The organism is Nocardiopsis xinjiangensis YIM 90004 (assembly GCF_000341145.1).
Classification (GTDB): domain Bacteria; phylum Actinomycetota; class Actinomycetes; order Streptosporangiales; family Streptosporangiaceae; genus Nocardiopsis; species Nocardiopsis xinjiangensis.
The window spans coordinates 24,961-41,230 of record NZ_ANBE01000046.1; the positions used below are offsets into that span (position 1 = coordinate 24,961).

The window sequence follows — 16,270 nt, forward strand, 5'->3', positions numbered from 1 at the left end:
GCCGGCCCGCGGGTCAGGGTCCCTCAGCCCTTGACCGCCCCGGAGGTCAGTCCGTCGGAGATGTATCGCTGCAGGAACCAGAAGACCGCGAGCGTGGGCAGCGACAACATGATCGCCCCGACCGCGAACATCCCGAAGTTGGCGTTGCGCTGCGAGTCCACGAGTTGGTACAGGCCCAGACCCAGCGTCTGGGCCTCGGTGTCCCGCAGGAACACACTAGCCAGCAGGAACTCGTTGATGGTGTTGATGAACACCAGCAGCGCCACGATCGCCAGTACCGGGGTCACCAGCGGCAACATGATCCGGAAGAACACCTGTGCGTGTGTGGCCCCGTCCATCTGCGCCGACTCGTCGAGTTCCTCGGGGACCGTGTCGAAGAAACCCTTCATGAGCCAGGTGTTGATGCTCAGCGCGCCGCCCAGGTACACCAGCAGCAGTCCCCACCGGGTGTCGAAACCGATCGCCGGGTAGAGCTCCCCGAGGTCGGAGAACATCAGGTAGATCGCCACGATGGCCAGGAACTGCGGGAACATCTGGATCACCAGGAGCCCGATGAGCCCCACGCGCCGCCCTTTGAACCGCATCCGGCTGAAGGCGTACGCGGCCAGCGCCGACAGCAGCACCGTCACGGCGGCGTTGGTGACGGCGAAGAACAGCGAGTTCGTGTACCAGGTCGCGAACGGGGTGTTGTCGAACAGGGCGCGGGCGTTGTCGAGGCTCGCCCCGGTCGGCCACAGTTGTGAGCTGCTGAGCGTTCCGACCGGGTTGAGGGCCGCCGAGACCACGAACAGCACCGGGAAGACCGCGAACGCCACGACGACCAGCATGACCGCGTGGCGCCAGCCCAGCCGGCGCGCCCACAGGGCGAACCGGGTCCCGGTCGTGCGGTGGTGTACGGGCCGAACGGCTGTGTCGACGGTGTCGGCCGTCATCGGTCCACCTCCTGCAGTGCCTTGCTGCGGCGCAGGCTGATCACCGACATCACCGAGACGATGACGAAGATCATCACCGACATCGCCGCCGCGTACCCGTACTGGGCCGTGGCCTCGCTGAAGGCCAGGCGGTAGGTGTAGGTGATGAGCAGGTCGGTGGCGCCCCCGGCCATGGTTCCGTCGGACGTGAACGGCCCGCCTTGGGTCAGCAGCCACACCGCGTTGAAGTTGTTGAAGTTGAAGGCGAAGGTGGAGATGAGGATCGGGGTCATCGCCACCATCAGTAGCGGCAGGGTCACGTACCGGAAGGCCTGCCACGGCCCGGCCCCGTCCAGGCGGGCCGCCTGCGAGAGTTCGCGCGGGATCGCCTGGAGCGCGCCTGTGGCCACCAGGAACATGTACGGGTATCCCAGCCACACGTTGGCCAGGATCACCGCGGCCCGGGCGGCCCATGGATCGCCGAGCCAGTCCACCTCCAACCCGAGCATGCGGTTGAACAGGCCGAAGTCGGCGTTGAACATGTCCCGCCACAGCAGATACATCGCCAGGGAACTCATGGCATAGGGCAGCACCACGAGGATCCGGTAGGCGGTCTTGCCGCGCAGGCGCGGGGCGTGCAGGGTCATGGCCACCGCCAGGCCCAACACGAACACCAGGAAGGTGACCGAGGCGGCGAAGGCGATGTTCCACACCAGGGTCCCGAAGAAGGCCGTGGCGAAGGTCGGATCGACCAGGAACCGTAGGAAGTTGTCGAACCCGACACCGACCTGCCAGCCCTGGGCCAGGCGCTCGCCGTCCTCGTCGTAGAAGGCGCCGCGGTCGTCGTCGGCGGTGTAGACCGTTCCGGTCTCTCTGTCCTCCACGCAGTCGCAGTCGGCGTCGTAGACCCGCAGGGCACTGCCCTCGAAAGCGCTGCTGAGGCCGCTGGAGCGGATCCCGCTCCCCTCGCCGGTGGGCACGGCGAACTCCTGGAGCTCGTCGCTGCGGGCATTGACCTCGTTGGGTGACAGGAGGGTGTACCCGAAAGCCTCGGAGACCTTGCCCGTGTCTTCGACGGTGGCGCCGGTGAGCTCTTCGAGCCCGTCGGCGTCACCGGCGTAGGCCTGGCGCTCCTCGTCGGTGAGGAGGAAGACGAGGTCACCGGTCTCCGGATCGCCCTTGGTGGCGACGGTGAGGGTGTACTCCTCGGAGCCGTCGGTGCGCACCACGGAGAAGGCCTCGATGGAGCGAACAGCCTGCTCCTTGGTGCCGCGGTGGCCGTCGCTCATGTTGGTCAGCGACGTACTCATCGTGTACAGGACCGGGAGGATCTGGAAGGCCATCAGCAGGACCACACCCGGCACCAGGTACTTGGCCGGGACCGTGCGCCCTGACAGGTAGACCCAGTAGACGAGGGCGACCACCGCCACGGTCAGGGCGATGCCCCACCAATTGCCCGCCACGTACAGCGGCAGGACCGCCCAGATTCCCAGAGCGGTGAACAGACCGAGGAGGGCGACCTTGACCAACGTGCCGGTGAGTGACCCGCGTGCGGCGAAACGCCCCCCGGGAAGGGGCCGGCGCGCGGGCCTTCCGTCGGTCGGAGTGCCCGCGGGCCGGGGGTTGTCGGCGGCCATCCTTACTGGCCGATCCGCTCGGCGATCTGCTCGTGGGCGCTCTCCAGAGCCTCACGCGCGTCCTCGCCGCCGATGATCTGGGCCTGGGCCACACCGAGGGGCTCCCACGTCTCGCCCATCTCGGGGATGTTGGGCATCGCGACGCCGTTCTCGGCGGCGTCGGCGACCGCGGCGATGTTCGGGTCGTCCTCGGAGACCGATTCCAGGGCCTCGGACTGCACGGGGGTGCGCGGGTCGGCCTCGTACAGGTCGAGGACGAACTCGGGGTCGGTGACGTGGTTGACCACGAACTCCTCGGCCAGAGCACTGTTGGCCCCGCCCTCGGAGACGAAGAAGGACTGGTAGCCGAGGTAGGGGCTGGCGGGTTCGCCGTCCTCGAAGCCGGGGATCGCGCTGATCTCGAAGTCGATGTCGGAGGCTTCGGCGTCGGCCAGGTTCCAGGGGCCGGCGACGAAGAAGGCGGTGTCACCGTCGAAGAAGAGGGGAGCGTCGTTCTCGACGTCGATGCTGCGGCGCAGCACCCCCTCGCCCTCCTCGCCGTATTCGGCGATCTGCTCCATGGCCTCGAGGGTCTCGTCGGAGTTCACACCGAGGTCGTCGGGGTTCCACTCGCCGTTGTCGTCCTGCCCGAAGAGGTAACCGCCGGCCGAACGCATGAAGGGGTTCATGCGGAAGGGGTCGCCCTCCTGGTCGACGGCCATGGCCAGCACCTCGCCGACCTCGCCCTCGTCCTTGAGACCGGTGCCGGTCTCGACGAGCTCCTCGAAGGTCTCAGGGGCATCGGGGGCCAGCTCGGTGTTGCGCATGAGGAAGATGTTCTCCTGCGCGTAGGGCACGCCCAGCAGCTGCCCGTCCAGGGACATGGCCTCGATCGCGGTCTCGTCCAGCTCCTCGGCTCGGTCGGAGGGCAGCTCGATCGGCTGCACGGCCCCGTTGCGCATGAGGTTGCCGACCCAGTCGTGGGCACCGAGGAACAGGTCCGGTGCGTTGCCTGCCTGGTGGGCGTTGACGACGTCGCCCTGGATGTCGTCGAAGGAGACGTTCTGTACGTCGACCTCGATGCCGTTGGTCTCGGCGAACTCCTCGGCCGCCGCCTGGATGGCATCGGAGCGCTCGGGGTCGGACCAGATGACGAGGGTGCCCTCCTGGCTGCCGTCACCCTCGTCGCTGCCGTCCCCACCGCCGCACGCGGTGGCCATCAGGCTGAGGGCGGCGATACCGGCCAGGGCCGGGACGCTTCGCATTCTCATGTGTTTTCCTTCCGGGGGCCTGCAAGGGGGCGCATGCGGTTCGCCGGTGAGAAGGGACCGTCGGGGCATGCGTGGTGATGTGACGTTAGCAATAATTTGCAGCGGTTGAAATGCCTTGCAGGGGCTTCCGGTAAAGATGTGGAAACATGACGGGAACAACCCCGTGATGATCACCCCTGGGTGAGGCCTGTGTGACGTTCGGTCGGGAAGATTTGTGATCGAACCCTCGAAGAGTCACACCATCGCTCGGCGGACGGCCGGAAGGAGCAAGGCCCGTACCCGGTTCTGCACGGGCGGGCCGCACCGGCCCTCGGCCTCCGTCAGGAAAGCAAGGGGATGGGGAAGAGGTGACTGGGGAGGGGAAGGCGGGGCCGAGCGGTCCCCGGGCCTGTAGAAGGCGCCCCGGGGCCGGAGCACACGGTCCCGGCCCCAGGACGAACGGAGGGCTCAGACGCGCAGCCACACCGCCGTCTCGCCCGGCAGTGTCAGCCGTTCACCAGCGAAGACACCCGGACCGCTGGCCACCAGGACCTCGCCGCTCTCCGGCAGCTCCACCGCGGCCCCGGTCGTGTTCACCGCACAGCGGATCCCCGAACCGCGGTCGAAGTACAGGACCCCCTCGGGGGACTCCAACCACTCCATCGTCCCGTCGCCCAGGGCCGCCAGCTCGCCCCGCAGCCGCAGAGCGCGCGTGTACATCTCCAGGGTCGAGCCCTCCACGCCGCGCTGGGACTCGCGTGAGAGCGGACCGTAGGCCTCGGGCATCGGCAACCACGGTGTGGTTCCCTCCGGGCCGAAACCGAACGGGGAGCTCCCGCCCTCCCACGGCAGCGGAACCCGGCACCCGTCCCGGCCGCGGTCGGTGCGGCCCGAACGCTCCCACGTGGGATCCTGCAGGGCCTCCTCCGGAAGGTCGGTCACCTCCGGAAGGCCCAGCTCCTCACCCTGGTACAGGTAGGCCGACCCCGGCAGCGCCAGCATGAACAGCGTGCCCGCCCGCGCCCGGCGCAGTCCCTGCTCGCCCCCGCCGAAACGGGTCACGTGCCGCACCACGTCGTGGTTGGACAGCACCCAGGTCGTGGCCGCCCCGACCGCGCCGTTGGCCGCCAGCGAGGTGTCCACGACCTCCCGCAGGCGCGTAGCGTCCCAAGCGGCGGTCAGGTACTCGAAGTTGAACGCCTGGTGCAGCTCGTCCGGGCGCAGGTACCGCGCGATCCGGTCGGCGTCCTCGACCCAGGCCTCGGCCACCAGCGCCCGGTCGCCCTCGTAGGAGTCGGTGATCCGGCGCCAGCGCCGGTAGATCTCATGCACCCCGTCCTGGTCGAAGTAGGGCAGCTCGTGCTGCCCGTCGAGCATCCCCGCCTCGGTGCCCTCGGCCACGTCGGGCAGTTCCGGGGCCTTGACCATGCCGTGCGCGACGTCGATGCGGAAGCCGTCCACGCCCCGGTCCAGCCAGAAGCGCAGGACGTCCTCGAACTCCTCGTGGACCTCGGGGTTGGTCCAGTCCAGGTCGGGCTGCTCGGAATCGAACAGGTGCAGGTACCACTGCTCCGGGACGCCGTCGGAGCTCTTGAGCCGTGTCCAGGCCGGGCCGCCGAAGATCGAGGTCCAGTTGTTGGGCGGCTCGGAGCCGTCCGGGCCGCGGCCGTCCCGGAAGAGGTACCGCGACCGCTCGGGGCTGCCCGGCTCGGCCGCCACCGCTTCACGGAACCAGCGGTGGGCGGAGGAGGTGTGATTGGGTACCACGTCGATGATCACGCGGATACCGAGCTCGTGGGCGCTCGCGAGGAGGGTGTCGAAGTCCTCCAGGGTGCCGAAACGCGGGTCGACGTCGCGGTAGTCGGCGACGTCGTAGCCCCCGTCGGCCAGGGGAGAGACGTAGAAGGGTGTCAGCCAGATCGCGTCGACTCCCAGTTCCGCCAAGTGCGGCAGTTTCTGGCAGATGCCCGCGAGGTCGCCCTCGCCGTCGCCGTCGGAGTCGGCGAAGCTGCGGACGTAAATCTGGTAGATGGCCGCCTCGCGCCACCAGTGCGACTCCATGGAGGTCCTTCCTGAGATCTGTGCAAGTTCTTGCGCAAGATTACCGTCAACTTTCTGTCGTGTGACAGTCATCTCGACTAAAGTCGGGACCATGGGTCCAAGATTGGCCGACATCGCGCGGCACGCAGGCGTCAGCGAGGCGACCGTCTCGCGGGTGCTCAACGACAAACCAGGGGTCGGCGGCGAGACACGCAAGGCCGTCCTCACGGCGCTCGACGTGCTCGGCTACGAACGGCCGGCCCGGCTGAGGCAGCGGTCGGCCGGGCTGGTCGGCATGGTCGTGCCCGAACTCGGCAACCCCGTCTTCCCGATGTTCGCCCAGGCCGCCGAGAGCGCCCTGGCCCAACGCGGCTTCACCCCCGTGCTGTGCACCCAGACCCCCGGCGGTATAACCGAGGACGAGTACGTCGAACTGCTGCTCGAGCGCAACGTCTCGGGCATCATCTTCGTCTCCGGCCGCCACGCCGACACCACCGCCTCGCGCGAACGCTACGAGACCCTCGTCTCCCGGCGCCTGCCCATCGTGCTGGTCAACGGCTACTCCGAGGACCTGCCCGCCGCGTTCGTCTCCTGCGACGACCGCGAGGCCGGGCGCCAGGCCGTCGACCACCTCGTTGCCATGGGCCACACCCGCATCGGCTTCACCAGCGGCCCCGAACGTTACGTTCCCGTGCGCCGCAAGCTCGAGGGATACCACCAGGCCCTGGTCTCCCACGGACTGGACGGCGACGACCTCGTCGAGCTCTCCCTGTTCGGCGTCGAAGGGGGAGACGCGGCCGCGAGCATCCTCATCGAACGCGGGGTGACCGCCATGGTCTGCGGCTCCGACATGATGGCCCTCGGCGCGATCCGCGCGGCCCGCAGGCGCGGACTGCGCGTGCCCCAGGAGTTCTCCGTGGTCGGCTACGACGACTCCCAGCTCATCGCCTTCACCGACCCCCCGCTCACCACCGTCCGCCAGCCCGTCAGTGCCATGGCCCTGGCCGCCGTGCGCACCCTGTGCGACGAGATCGCCGGCCACGCCGCTTCTCGTGCGGAGTACATGTTCGCCCCCGAGCTCGTGGTGCGCGGTTCCACCGCGGCGTCGCCCTCCCGTACGGTCCCCGCAGCCGAGGCCGAGCCCCGTCCCGTGTGAGCGCACACGGGCAGGACCCGTGGCCCACCGCTCCGGCCCGGGCCGGAGCGGTACCCGGGGCCCGTGGCGGCCCGCTGCGTGAAAACCCTTTGCCCGGGGAGACAGGGCCTGTTCTAGAGTTCCCCTATGGACACCGAGGCCCGCATCCTCTCCGTGCAGACCGGCCGCGCGTTCGATGCCGACTGGGCCGGACGCATGAAACGCACCGCCATCGACAAGACCCCGGTGGAGGGCGGCGCGCACGCCGGCCCGCTGGGCCTCGACGGTGACGAACAAGCCGACACCGAGAACCACGGCGGCCGTGACAAGGCCGTCTACGCCTACGCCCGCGAGGACCTGGACCTGTGGGAGAGCCGTCTGGGGCGCCCCCTCCCCAACGGGAGCTTCGGTGAGAACCTCACCACCGCCGGACTCGACCTCCTCGCCGGTGTCGTCGGCGAACGCTGGAGAGTCGGGCCCGTCCTGCTCGAAGTAGCGCTGCCCCGGACCCCGTGCGGGGTGTTCCAGGGCTGGCTCCAGGAACGGCAGTGGGTGCGCCGCTTCACCGAGGAAGGCCGCACCGGCCTCTACATGCGCGTGCTCGAACCGGGCCACATCGCCCCCGGTGACACGGTCACCATCGAGCACCGGCCCGACCACGGGCTCACCGTCCTGGCCGGGTTCCGTGCCTCCCGCGCCGGGGACCTCGACACCTTGCGCAGACTGGCCGCCCTACCGGGTGTGTCCGAAGCGTGGGGCGTCCAGGCCGAACGCGCAGCCACCCGCGTCTAGACGTGTCGTTCGGTGAGGCCCGATCCCACCCCAGCACACCAGGCACCCCTGCACACCGGAAGACCCGGCCCACATCAATGATCTAGGGCTGTGGATCGACCCTCTTGGCGTTCAGCCGCTCGGCGTCGGGCCAGCGGACCTTGGTGGCCCAGCCGAGCTTCTCGAAGGCCCAGATGGTGCGGGCGGAGATGTCGATCTGGCCCTTGAGCACACCGTGCCGGGCGCAGGTGGGGTCGGCGTGGTGCAGGTTGTGCCAGGACTCACCGAAGGAGGGAACGGCCAGCCACCACACGTTGCGGGAGCGGTCGCGGACCTCGAAGTTCTCCTCGCCGATGGTGTGGCAGATGGAGTTGACCGACCACGTCACGTGTTGCTGGAACGCGAGGCGGACCAGCCCGCCCCAGAAGAAGGCGGTCAGCGCGCCCCACCAGGACATGGTGATCAGGCCGCCGATGAGGGCCGGGGAGAACAGGGAGACCGCGAAGATCGGTACCGCCCAGCGGTCGATCGCCACGATGTCCTTGTCCTTGAGCAGGTCGGGCGCGAACCGTTTGAGCGAGGTCTTGCGGTCGTCCAGGTACAGCCAACCGATGTGGGCGTAGTAGAGGCCCTTGGCGACCGACTTCCAGTCGTCGCCGAAACGCCACGGCGAGTGCGGGTCGCCCTCGGCGTCGGCGTACTTGTGGTGGCGACGGTGGTCGGCCACCCACTTGATGACACTTCCCTGGAAGGCCACCGTTCCGGCGATCGCCAGCGCGATCTTCAGCGGCCGCTTCGCGCGGAAGGAACCGTGCGTGAAGTAGCGGTGGAAACCGACCGTGACACCCAGGCCGCCGAGCAGGAAGTAGGCGGTGCCGATGGCCACGTCCACCCAGGTGAGCGCCCATCCCCAGGCGAAGGGGACCGCAGCGGCCACGGCGAGCAGCGGGATGAGCGCGTACATGAAGACCGTGACGCGATCCGTCTTGCTGCGGGTCTCCGGATCGAGGTCGCTCTCGCGCAAGCCGCCGGAAGCGCTCCTCGTCTCCTTCTCCGGAGGGTCAGCGGGCGAAGGGGGGGTGTCCGTCATCTCTTCCGCCATCTCGTGACTGGTGCGCCATTGTTACCTACGCCACCGTAAGCTACGGTGCCGTAGGTTCGTCAAGCCCACGCCGACCCGCTGTGGATGAGCAGGTGCGCCGGGGTGGGCCGGGGCACGCCGTCGCGTCGGCGACACTGGGAACATGCCTTCCGTAGCCCTCGACGGCGAAGCCGTACCGTCCACCGGCGCCCTGCCCGAGGAGGCACTGGCCGAGCTCGGCCGGAGTCCCCTCGGGTTCTACGTCCACGTACCGTTCTGCGTCACCCGTTGCGGGTACTGCGACTTCAACACCTACACCGCCGAGGAGCTCGTTTCCCGCGACGGCACCGCCAAGTCCTCACGGGAGACCTACGCGGACCAGGCCATCGCCGAGATCGACCTGGCCGACCGGGTCCTGACCGGTGAGCGTCCCCAGGTCAGTACCGTCTTCGTGGGCGGGGGCACACCCACGCTCCTGCCGGCCGAGGACCTCGGCCGCATCGTCACCCGTATCCGCGACCGGTTCGGTCTGCGCCCCGACGCCGAACTCACCACCGAGGCCAACCCCGAGACGGTCGACCCCGACTACCTCGCCCGCCTGCGCGAGGCAGGGTTCACCCGGGTCTCCTTCGGCATGCAGAGCGCCCGCGAACACGTGCTGAAGGTCCTCGAGCGGGGCCACACCCCCGGTCGGCCCGAGCAGTGCGTGGCCTGGGCCCGCGAGGCCGGGTTCGACCACGTCAACCTCGACCTCATCTACGGGACCCCGGGCGAGACCGACGAGGACTGGGCGGCCTCCCTGGACGCCGCGATCGCCGCCGGCCCCGACCACGTCTCGGCCTACTCCCTCATCGTCGAGGAGGGCACCCGCCTGGCTGTACGCGTCCGCCGCGGTGAACTCTCCGAACCGGACGAGGACACCATGGCCGACCGCTATCTCATGGCCGACGACGCCCTCACGGCCGCCGGGTACCGCGCCTACGAGGTCTCCAACTGGGCCCGCGGCCCGCACGGGCGCAGCGAGCACAACCACCTGTACTGGACCGGCGGCCACTGGTGGGGCGTGGGTCCGGGCGCCCACAGCCACGTCGGCGGCACCCNCCGGAGACAGCCCCGGCCACGCACGTGAGGTCCTCAGCGCGGAGGACCGCCGTTTCGAACGCATCCTCCTGGAACTGCGTGTGGCCGAAGGGTGCCCGCTCGACCTTCTCGACACCCACGGCCGCGCCGCCGCCGGACACGCCGTCGTCAAGGGCCTGCTCGATGCCGACGCGCACCGCGGCGGCCGTGCCGTTCTGACCCGCCGCGGCCGCCTGCTCGCCGACGCCGTCGTCCGCGAGCTCACCTGACCCGGACACGGCGGAGGGGGCCGCCGCGGCGGCCCCCTCCGGCATGTGTGCGCCCGTCCCTCAGCTGATCCAGCCGACGTTGAACGGGTAGCGGTACCACTCACCGCGGCCGGCCGCTCCGGCAGCAATGATTTCCAGGATGATCGCGGTGACCAGCAGAGCCAGCCACGTCAGGAGCCCCACCAGGACGAACATCAGCACACCGCTGATGAAGTAGCCGATCATCATCAGGACCTGGAAGTTGAGCGCCTGCGCGGCGTGGTACCGCACGTAGGGCGACTCGTCCTTCTTCATCAGGTACATGATGAGAGCGACGATCGGGCCGAAGATCGCACCGATGTGGATGGCCTTGGCCGAGCTGCACTCGGGCGGGGTCGGGTGGCCGTGGCCGTACATGCCGCCGCCCTGGCCGTAGGGGGCACCCCACGCCTGGCCCTGGTGGGGCGGGGGCATGCCGGGTCCCTGGTCGTAGGGGGCCGGCATGTTGCCCTGCTGGTGACCGCCGGGGGGCATGCCCTGGCCGCCGGGGTAGCCACCGGGTGCGGGAGGCGGAGGGCCGTAGCCGCTGTTCTGCGGCGGCTGTCCTCCCGGGTGCGGGGGCGGGTAGCCACCGGGTGCCTGGGCGGGCGGAGGCGGGTAACCGCCCTGGCCGCCCTGGGGAGGCATACCGCCGTTGTTCTGCCATCCCTGGCCGCCGTGGCCCGAGGGAGGGTTCGGATTGGACATGTGGATACCTCAGTCGTCCTGTTGCGGGTACAACGTGCCCCCGGGCGGGCTCAGAGCGCCAGGGGCGGGGGTCACTTGAGAAGGCGGATGCTCAGCGGGTAGCGGTACCACTGGCCCCTGTTCGCTCTGGTGGCGGCCAGAACACCGAAGACGATCGCGACGATCCAGATCAGCGCGAACAGCGCCGAACCGATCCAGGACAGCGTCGGGAAGAAGATCCCCAGGGCGATGAAGGCCGCCGCCGCGATGACGTAGGGGATGAGCAGCGTGAACTGGAAGTTGGCCGCCTCGGAGGAGTGGTGGCGGACGAACGCCGATTGCTTGCGCTTGGCGAAGTAGATCGCCAGCGGAGGAAGCCATCCCACGCAGGCCAGGATGAAACCGGACAGGTGCGCCAGCATGCCCACCAGGACGTCGTTGCCGCCGCCCGGGACCTGCTGTTGGGCCGGGGCGCCGGGCTGACCATAGACACCCTGCTCGGGGCCGCCGTAGGGTCCGGGCTGTCCCGGGTGGGGCGGCTGTTGGCCGTATCCGGGCTGGGGCGGGCCGTATCCCGGGTGGGGAGGCTGTCCGGGCTGTCCCGGCTGAGGGGGCTGGCCCGGGTGTCCCGGCTGCCCGTAGCCGGGCTGTTGGGGAGCGCCGTGGCCGGGTTGTCCGCCCGAGGGCTGTCCGTAGGCGGGCGGGGCGGCGTAGCCGGGTTGTCCGCCCGAAGGCGGCTGTTGGCCGTATCCGGGCTGGGGCGGGCCGTATCCCGGGTGGGGAGGCTGTCCGGGCTGTCCCGGCTGAGGGGGCTGGCCCGGGTGTCCCGGCTGCCCGTAGCCGGGCTGTTGGGGGGCGCCGTGGCCGGGTTGTCCGCCCGAAGGCGGCTGTTGGCCGTATCCGGGCTGGGGCGGGCCGTATCCCGGGTGGGGAGGCTGTCCGGGCTGTCCCGGCTGAGGGGGCTGGCCCGGGTGTCCCGGCTGCCCGTAGCCGGGCTGCTGGGGAGCGCCGTGGCCGGGCTGTCCGCCCGAGGGCTGCCCGTAGGCGGGCGGGGCGGCGTAGCCGGGTTGTCCGCCCGAAGGCGGCTGCTGAGCCTGTCCCGGCTGCGGCTGACCGTGCTCGGGCGCGTACGGGGACCGGGCCCCCGGGGCCTGACCGGGCGCCGGCTGCTCTTGCTCCGGCTCCGGCTGCTGGGGAGCATGACCGGGTTGTGCGCCCTGAACCGGCTGCTGCTCACCCGAGGGCTGCGGCGTGTACGGCGACTGTGCGCCGGACTGCTGCCCCTCCTGGGGATCGTCGTCCGGGGACGGGGGGTTCGTCGGGGTCTCGCTCATGCTGTTCCTTGACTCCGCTGGTTGGGGGCGCTGATGGTCCTACCGGGCAGTACCGACGACCGAGGGGCCCGGGACCGGAGGACACGGACGGCGCACCAGTCCTGTGACGCTGCCTGAAATCCTACGGTTCCTCTGGATGGGGTCCCGTCACGAAGTCGATGAGTTCTTCGACCCGCCCCAGCAGGGCAGGCTCCAGATCAGCATAGGTACGGACCGACCCGAGGATCCGTCCCCACGCCTCGCCCGTGCCGCACCGCCATCCCAGGGCGTCCACGACCCCTTCCTTCCAGGGAAGGCCGCGCGGCACCTGCGGCCATGCCCCGATACCGACCGTGCCGGGCCGCACGGCCTGCCACACGTCGACGTAGGGGTGCCCGGTGACCAGGACGTCCGCGCCCGTGACCCGTGCGGCGATCCGGCTCTCCTTGGATCCGGGAACCAGGTGGTCGACGAGTACGCCCAGCCGGCGGCCGGGGCCGGGGCAGAACTCCGCGACGATCTCCGGAAGGGCGTCCACTCCCTCCAGGAACTCCACGGCCACTCCCTCCACACGCAGGTCGTGGCCCCAGACCTTCTCCACCAGTTCCGCGTCGTGGGCGCCCTCGACGTAGATACGGCTCTCGCGCGCCACACGCGCGCGGGCGCCGGTGACCGCCACCGAACCCGAGGCGCTGCGCAGCGGCCCGCCCGATGCTTCCGGCGCCGGGCGCACCAGGGTCACGGGACGTCCCTCCAGCAGGAAGGCCGCCGGCCCCAGGTCGAAGACCCGCAGCTTGCCCCCGCGGTCCTCGAGGGTGACCGTGGCCTTGTCCCAGGAGACCACCGCACCACAGAAGGCCTCGTCGGCGTCCTCGACCACGAGTCCGCGTTCCATCTCGACGTCGCGGACCGCGCCCTTGCGCGGCCTGCGCCAGTCGCCCGCCAGCACGTCACGGCCGTAGCGGCCGGTTCCCTCGCTTGCCACGGTGGTGCAGTCTAGCCGTTGACCGTTCCCCCCTCACGTACAGGGCCCGGCCCGTTCCGACAGGCCCCGCACGGCTCGAGACCGGGCAATCTCACCCCCGAGTCAGCGCTCGGGTTTGCGATCGGGCATAGAATTAGCACTGTGGACCAAGGAGTGCCAGGAGGTGGCGAGTTGCTGAACGAGCGCAAGCTCGCAGTCCTGCGTGCCGTCGTCGAGGATTTCGTCAACACCAACGAACCGGTCGGGTCCAGGGCTCTGGCCGACCGGCACCCGCTCGGTGTCTCATCAGCGACCATCCGCAACGACATGGTGGCCTTGGAGGAGGACGGGTACATCGCCCAGCCGCACACCAGTGCCGGCCGGGTACCCACGGACAAGGGCTACCGCTTCTTCGTCGACCGGCTCTCCTCGGTCAAGCCGCTCTCCGCGCCGGAACGCCGCGCGATCGAGTCCTTCCTCGGCGGTGCCGTCGATCTGGACGAGATCGTCGCGCGTACCGTGCGTCTGCTCGCACAACTCACCCGCCAGGTCGCGATCGTGCAGTATCCTTCGCTGACACGTTCGTCGGTCCAGCACGTGGAACTGGTCCCTCTCGGGAACCAGCGGATCATGATGGTCGTCATCACCGACACGGGCCGGGTCGAACAACGTGTCATCGACGGTCTGGAGGCCGTCAGCGAGCATGCGGTCGGCGACCTGCGTGCCATGCTCAACAGAGCCATCGCGGGGTGCTACCTCAGTGACGTCCCGGAAATGCTCGACGGCCTGCCCGCACAGGTTCCGCCGGAACACCGCGGTATCGCTGTGTCGGTTCTCTCCGTCCTGCTGGAGAGCCTGGTCGATCGGCATGAGGAGAAGATCGTGCTGGCTGGCACCGCCAACCTCGCCGCGGTCGACTTCGCCGCCAGTTTCAGGGACGTTCTCGAGGCCTTGGAAGAGAATATGGTCCTCATCCGTTTGTTGGGTGAGGCGAAGGATCCCTCGATGCTCACCGTGAGCATCGGCGAGGAGAATTTCCACGAGGGTCTTCGATCCACCTCCGTCGTGTCGGCCGACTACGGTGTGGGAAACCAGTCGCTGGCCAAGATCGGTGTGGTGGGACCTACCCGTATGGACTACCCCGGGACGATGGGGGCGGTCCGCGCGGTGGCTCGGTATGTCGGACAGATTTTGGCAGGACAGTAACCCAGTGGCCAGAGATTATTACCAGACTCTCGGAGTGCGTCGAGACGCGTCCAAGGATGAGATCAAGAAGGCGTACCGACGGCTCGCCCGAGAGCTGCACCCAGACATCAACCCGGACCCTGCCACGCAGGAGCGCTTCAAGGAAGTGACCCAGGCCTACGAGGTCCTCTCCGACGAGAGCAAGCGTCGGATGTTCGACGCGGGCCAGGACCCCTTCGCGGCCGCCGGTGGCGGCGGCGGTGCCGGGGGCTTCGGAGGCGCCGGCGGGTTCGCGTTCGACGACATCATGAACGCGTTCTTCGGCGGTGGTCAGCCCGGAGGCGGACGCGGTCCGCGCGAGCGCGTCCGCCGCGGTCGCAGCATCAAGATCCGTGTCGAGCTCGACCTGGTCGAGACCGCTTTCGGCGTCACCAAGGAGATCACCTTCCCCACGGCGATCCTGTGCGACACCTGCCAGGGGGAGGGGACCGCGACCGGCTCACACCGCACCACGTGCGAGATGTGTCATGGCCAGGGAGAGGTCTCGCAGGTCACCCGGTCCTTCCTGGGCCAGGTCATGACCTCCCGCCCCTGCCCGCAGTGCTCCGGGCAGGGGTCGGTCATCACCGACCCCTGCGCCGACTGCGCGGGCGAGGGCCGGGTGCGCGAGAAGGTCACCCGCAAGGTCAAGATCCCCGCCGGCGTCGACGACGGTGTGCGCATCCAGCTCGCCGGTGAGGGCGAGGTCGGCCCCAACGGCGGCCCGCGCGGTGACGTGATCGTGGAGATCGTCCAGAAGCCGCACCCCACCTTCGAGCGGCGCGGCGACGACCTGCACTGCACCATCACCGTCCCCATGACGGCCGCAGCGCTGGGCGCCTCCTTCGATTTCGACACGCTCGACGGGACCGAGAACATCGACCTGCGCCCGGGAACCAACTCCGGGCACGTCATCACCCTGCCTGGCAAGGGCGTTACCCGCCTGGAGGGCAGCGGCCGCGGCGACCTGCGCATCCGCGTGGACGTCGAGACGCCGAGCAAGCTGGACGAGGAGCAGGAGTCCATGCTGCGCAAGTTCGCCGAACTGCGTGGTGAGGACAAGACACCCGGCAAGTTCAGCCCGGGGCACGGCGGGTTCTTCTCCAAGATCCGCGACGCCTTCGGCGCGAAGTGACACCGCCGGTCTTCCTCGTCGGTACCGCCGACCTCACCCCGGGCCCGGACACCACGACCACCGTGGCCGGGCCCGAGGGCCGTCACGCGGCCATGGTGCGGCGTATCCGCGAAGGGGAGGTCGTCGACCTCTCCGACGGCGCGGGCCTGCGGGCCCGCGCCACCGTCGTGGGTGTGGGCAAGGACAGCATCGACTGCCGCATCGGCGAGGTGCACACCGACCCCGAACCCCGGCCCCGGATGACCCTCGTCCAAGCCCTGCCCAAGGGCGACCGCGGTGAGCTGGCCGTGGAGATGACGACCGAGGCCGGCGTGGACACCGTCGTCCCTTGGGCAGCCGAACGCTGCGTGACCCGGTGGAAGGGCCCGCGCGTACAGAAGTCGCTCGACAAGTGGCGCAACACCGCCCGTGAAGCCGCCAAACAGGCCCGACGGTCACGGGTGCCCGAGGTCACCGACCTGGCCGACCGGAGAACCGTCGCCGACCTGCTCGGCGACGCCACTCTCGCGGTGGTCCTGCACGAGGACGCGGACCGGACCCTGGCCACCGCGGAACTGCCCGCGGACACCGAGGCCCACATCGTGCTCGTGGTCGGCCCGGAGGGCGGTTTCTCCGACGCCGAACTGGAAGCCTTCGACGGGGCCGGCGCCGTGCGCGCGCTCCTGGGGCCCTCGGTCCTGCGTACCTCCACCGCCGGGGTGGCCGCACTGTCGGTCCTGCAGGCGCGTACCGGCCGCTGGTGAACACCGGCCCGGCGCGCGGGGCGGGGAGAGACC

General features: G+C 69.7%; 13 protein-coding genes and 1 pseudogene. 6 read left to right on the forward strand and 8 right to left on the reverse strand.

Annotated elements, in window-relative coordinates:
- Positions 1 to 23: 23 nt before the first annotated feature.
- The 4 genes from D473_RS0120240 to D473_RS0120255 all read right to left on the reverse strand — a co-directional run bounded on the left by D473_RS0120240 (position 24) and on the right by D473_RS0120255 (position 5,838).
- Positions 24 to 932, reverse strand: coding sequence for a sugar ABC transporter permease (locus D473_RS0120240; protein ID WP_017610870.1), 909 nt, complete (start codon positions 930 to 932; stop codon positions 24 to 26).
- Entirely contained in the window at positions 929 to 2,548 is a 1,620-nt protein-coding gene (locus tag D473_RS0120245) for an ABC transporter permease subunit (RefSeq protein ID WP_017610871.1), read from the reverse strand. The genes D473_RS0120240 and D473_RS0120245 overlap by 4 nt, the downstream gene beginning before the upstream one ends.
- Before the next feature lie 2 nt (positions 2,549 to 2,550).
- Complete coding sequence (locus D473_RS0120250) at positions 2,551 to 3,792, reverse strand: sugar ABC transporter substrate-binding protein (protein WP_017610872.1); 1,242 nt, start codon at positions 3,790 to 3,792, stop codon at positions 2,551 to 2,553.
- Positions 3,793 to 4,245: 453 nt separating this feature from the next.
- A complete protein-coding gene (locus D473_RS0120255; RefSeq protein WP_017610873.1) occupies positions 4,246 to 5,838 on the reverse strand; it encodes a glycoside hydrolase family 13 protein in 1,593 nt (530 codons plus the stop codon).
- Positions 5,839 to 5,929: 91 nt separating this feature from the next.
- On the opposite strand from D473_RS0120255, the gene D473_RS0120260 reads away from it, so the two are divergent.
- Entirely contained in the window at positions 5,930 to 6,973 is a 1,044-nt protein-coding gene (locus tag D473_RS0120260; RefSeq protein ID WP_026127142.1) for a LacI family DNA-binding transcriptional regulator, read from the forward strand.
- Positions 6,974 to 7,099: 126 nt separating this feature from the next.
- Positions 7,100 to 7,744 (forward strand): MOSC domain-containing protein, encoded by a 645-nt coding sequence (locus D473_RS0120265; RefSeq protein WP_017610875.1) that lies wholly within the window; start codon positions 7,100 to 7,102, stop codon positions 7,742 to 7,744.
- A gap of 82 nt (positions 7,745 to 7,826) precedes the next feature.
- Here the strand turns inward: D473_RS0120265 and D473_RS0120270 are convergent, their stop codons facing one another.
- Positions 7,827 to 8,813 carry an acyl-CoA desaturase gene (locus D473_RS0120270; RefSeq protein ID WP_017610876.1) on the reverse strand — a complete coding sequence of 329 codons (987 nt, stop codon included), beginning with the start codon at positions 8,811 to 8,813 and terminating at the stop codon, positions 7,827 to 7,829.
- Positions 8,814 to 8,967: 154 nt separating this feature from the next.
- Here D473_RS0120270 and hemW point away from each other — a divergent pair.
- Positions 8,968 to 10,153 (forward strand): annotated as a pseudogene (gene hemW / locus D473_RS25870) (radical SAM family heme chaperone HemW).
- A 60-nt stretch (positions 10,154 to 10,213) separates the two neighbouring features.
- On the opposite strand, the gene D473_RS0120280 reads toward hemW, so the two are convergent.
- The 3 genes from D473_RS0120280 to D473_RS0120295 all read right to left on the reverse strand — a co-directional run bounded on the left by D473_RS0120280 (position 10,214) and on the right by D473_RS0120295 (position 13,156).
- Positions 10,214 to 10,879, reverse strand: coding sequence for a DUF4870 domain-containing protein (locus D473_RS0120280; protein ID WP_017610877.1), 666 nt, complete (start codon positions 10,877 to 10,879; stop codon positions 10,214 to 10,216).
- Between the two features lie 71 nt (positions 10,880 to 10,950).
- Entirely contained in the window at positions 10,951 to 11,280 is a 330-nt protein-coding gene (locus D473_RS28585) for a DUF4870 domain-containing protein (protein WP_017610878.1), read from the reverse strand.
- A 1,033-nt stretch (positions 11,281 to 12,313) separates the two neighbouring features.
- Positions 12,314 to 13,156: a DUF3097 domain-containing protein gene (locus D473_RS0120295; RefSeq protein ID WP_017610879.1), complete on the reverse strand. Its 843-nt coding sequence runs from the start codon at positions 13,154 to 13,156 to the stop codon at positions 12,314 to 12,316.
- Between the two features lie 171 nt (positions 13,157 to 13,327).
- Here D473_RS0120295 and hrcA point away from each other — a divergent pair, with 171 nt between their 5' ends.
- From hrcA to D473_RS0120310, 3 genes are read left to right on the forward strand one after another with little or no spacing between them, the layout of a single operon-like run.
- The gene (gene hrcA / locus D473_RS0120300) at positions 13,328 to 14,341 is read left to right on the forward strand and encodes a heat-inducible transcriptional repressor HrcA (RefSeq protein ID WP_017610880.1); all 1,014 of its coding nucleotides are present in this window, start codon (positions 13,328 to 13,330) and stop codon (positions 14,339 to 14,341) included.
- Between the two features lie 4 nt (positions 14,342 to 14,345).
- A complete protein-coding gene (gene dnaJ / locus D473_RS0120305; RefSeq protein ID WP_026127144.1) occupies positions 14,346 to 15,494 on the forward strand; it encodes a molecular chaperone DnaJ in 1,149 nt (382 codons plus the stop codon).
- Positions 15,491 to 16,237 carry a 16S rRNA (uracil(1498)-N(3))-methyltransferase gene (locus D473_RS0120310; RefSeq protein ID WP_017610882.1) on the forward strand — a complete coding sequence of 249 codons (747 nt, stop codon included), beginning with the start codon at positions 15,491 to 15,493 and terminating at the stop codon, positions 16,235 to 16,237. Before dnaJ ends, D473_RS0120310 begins: the two co-directional genes overlap by 4 nt.
- The last annotated feature ends 33 nt before the right edge of the window (positions 16,238 to 16,270 follow it).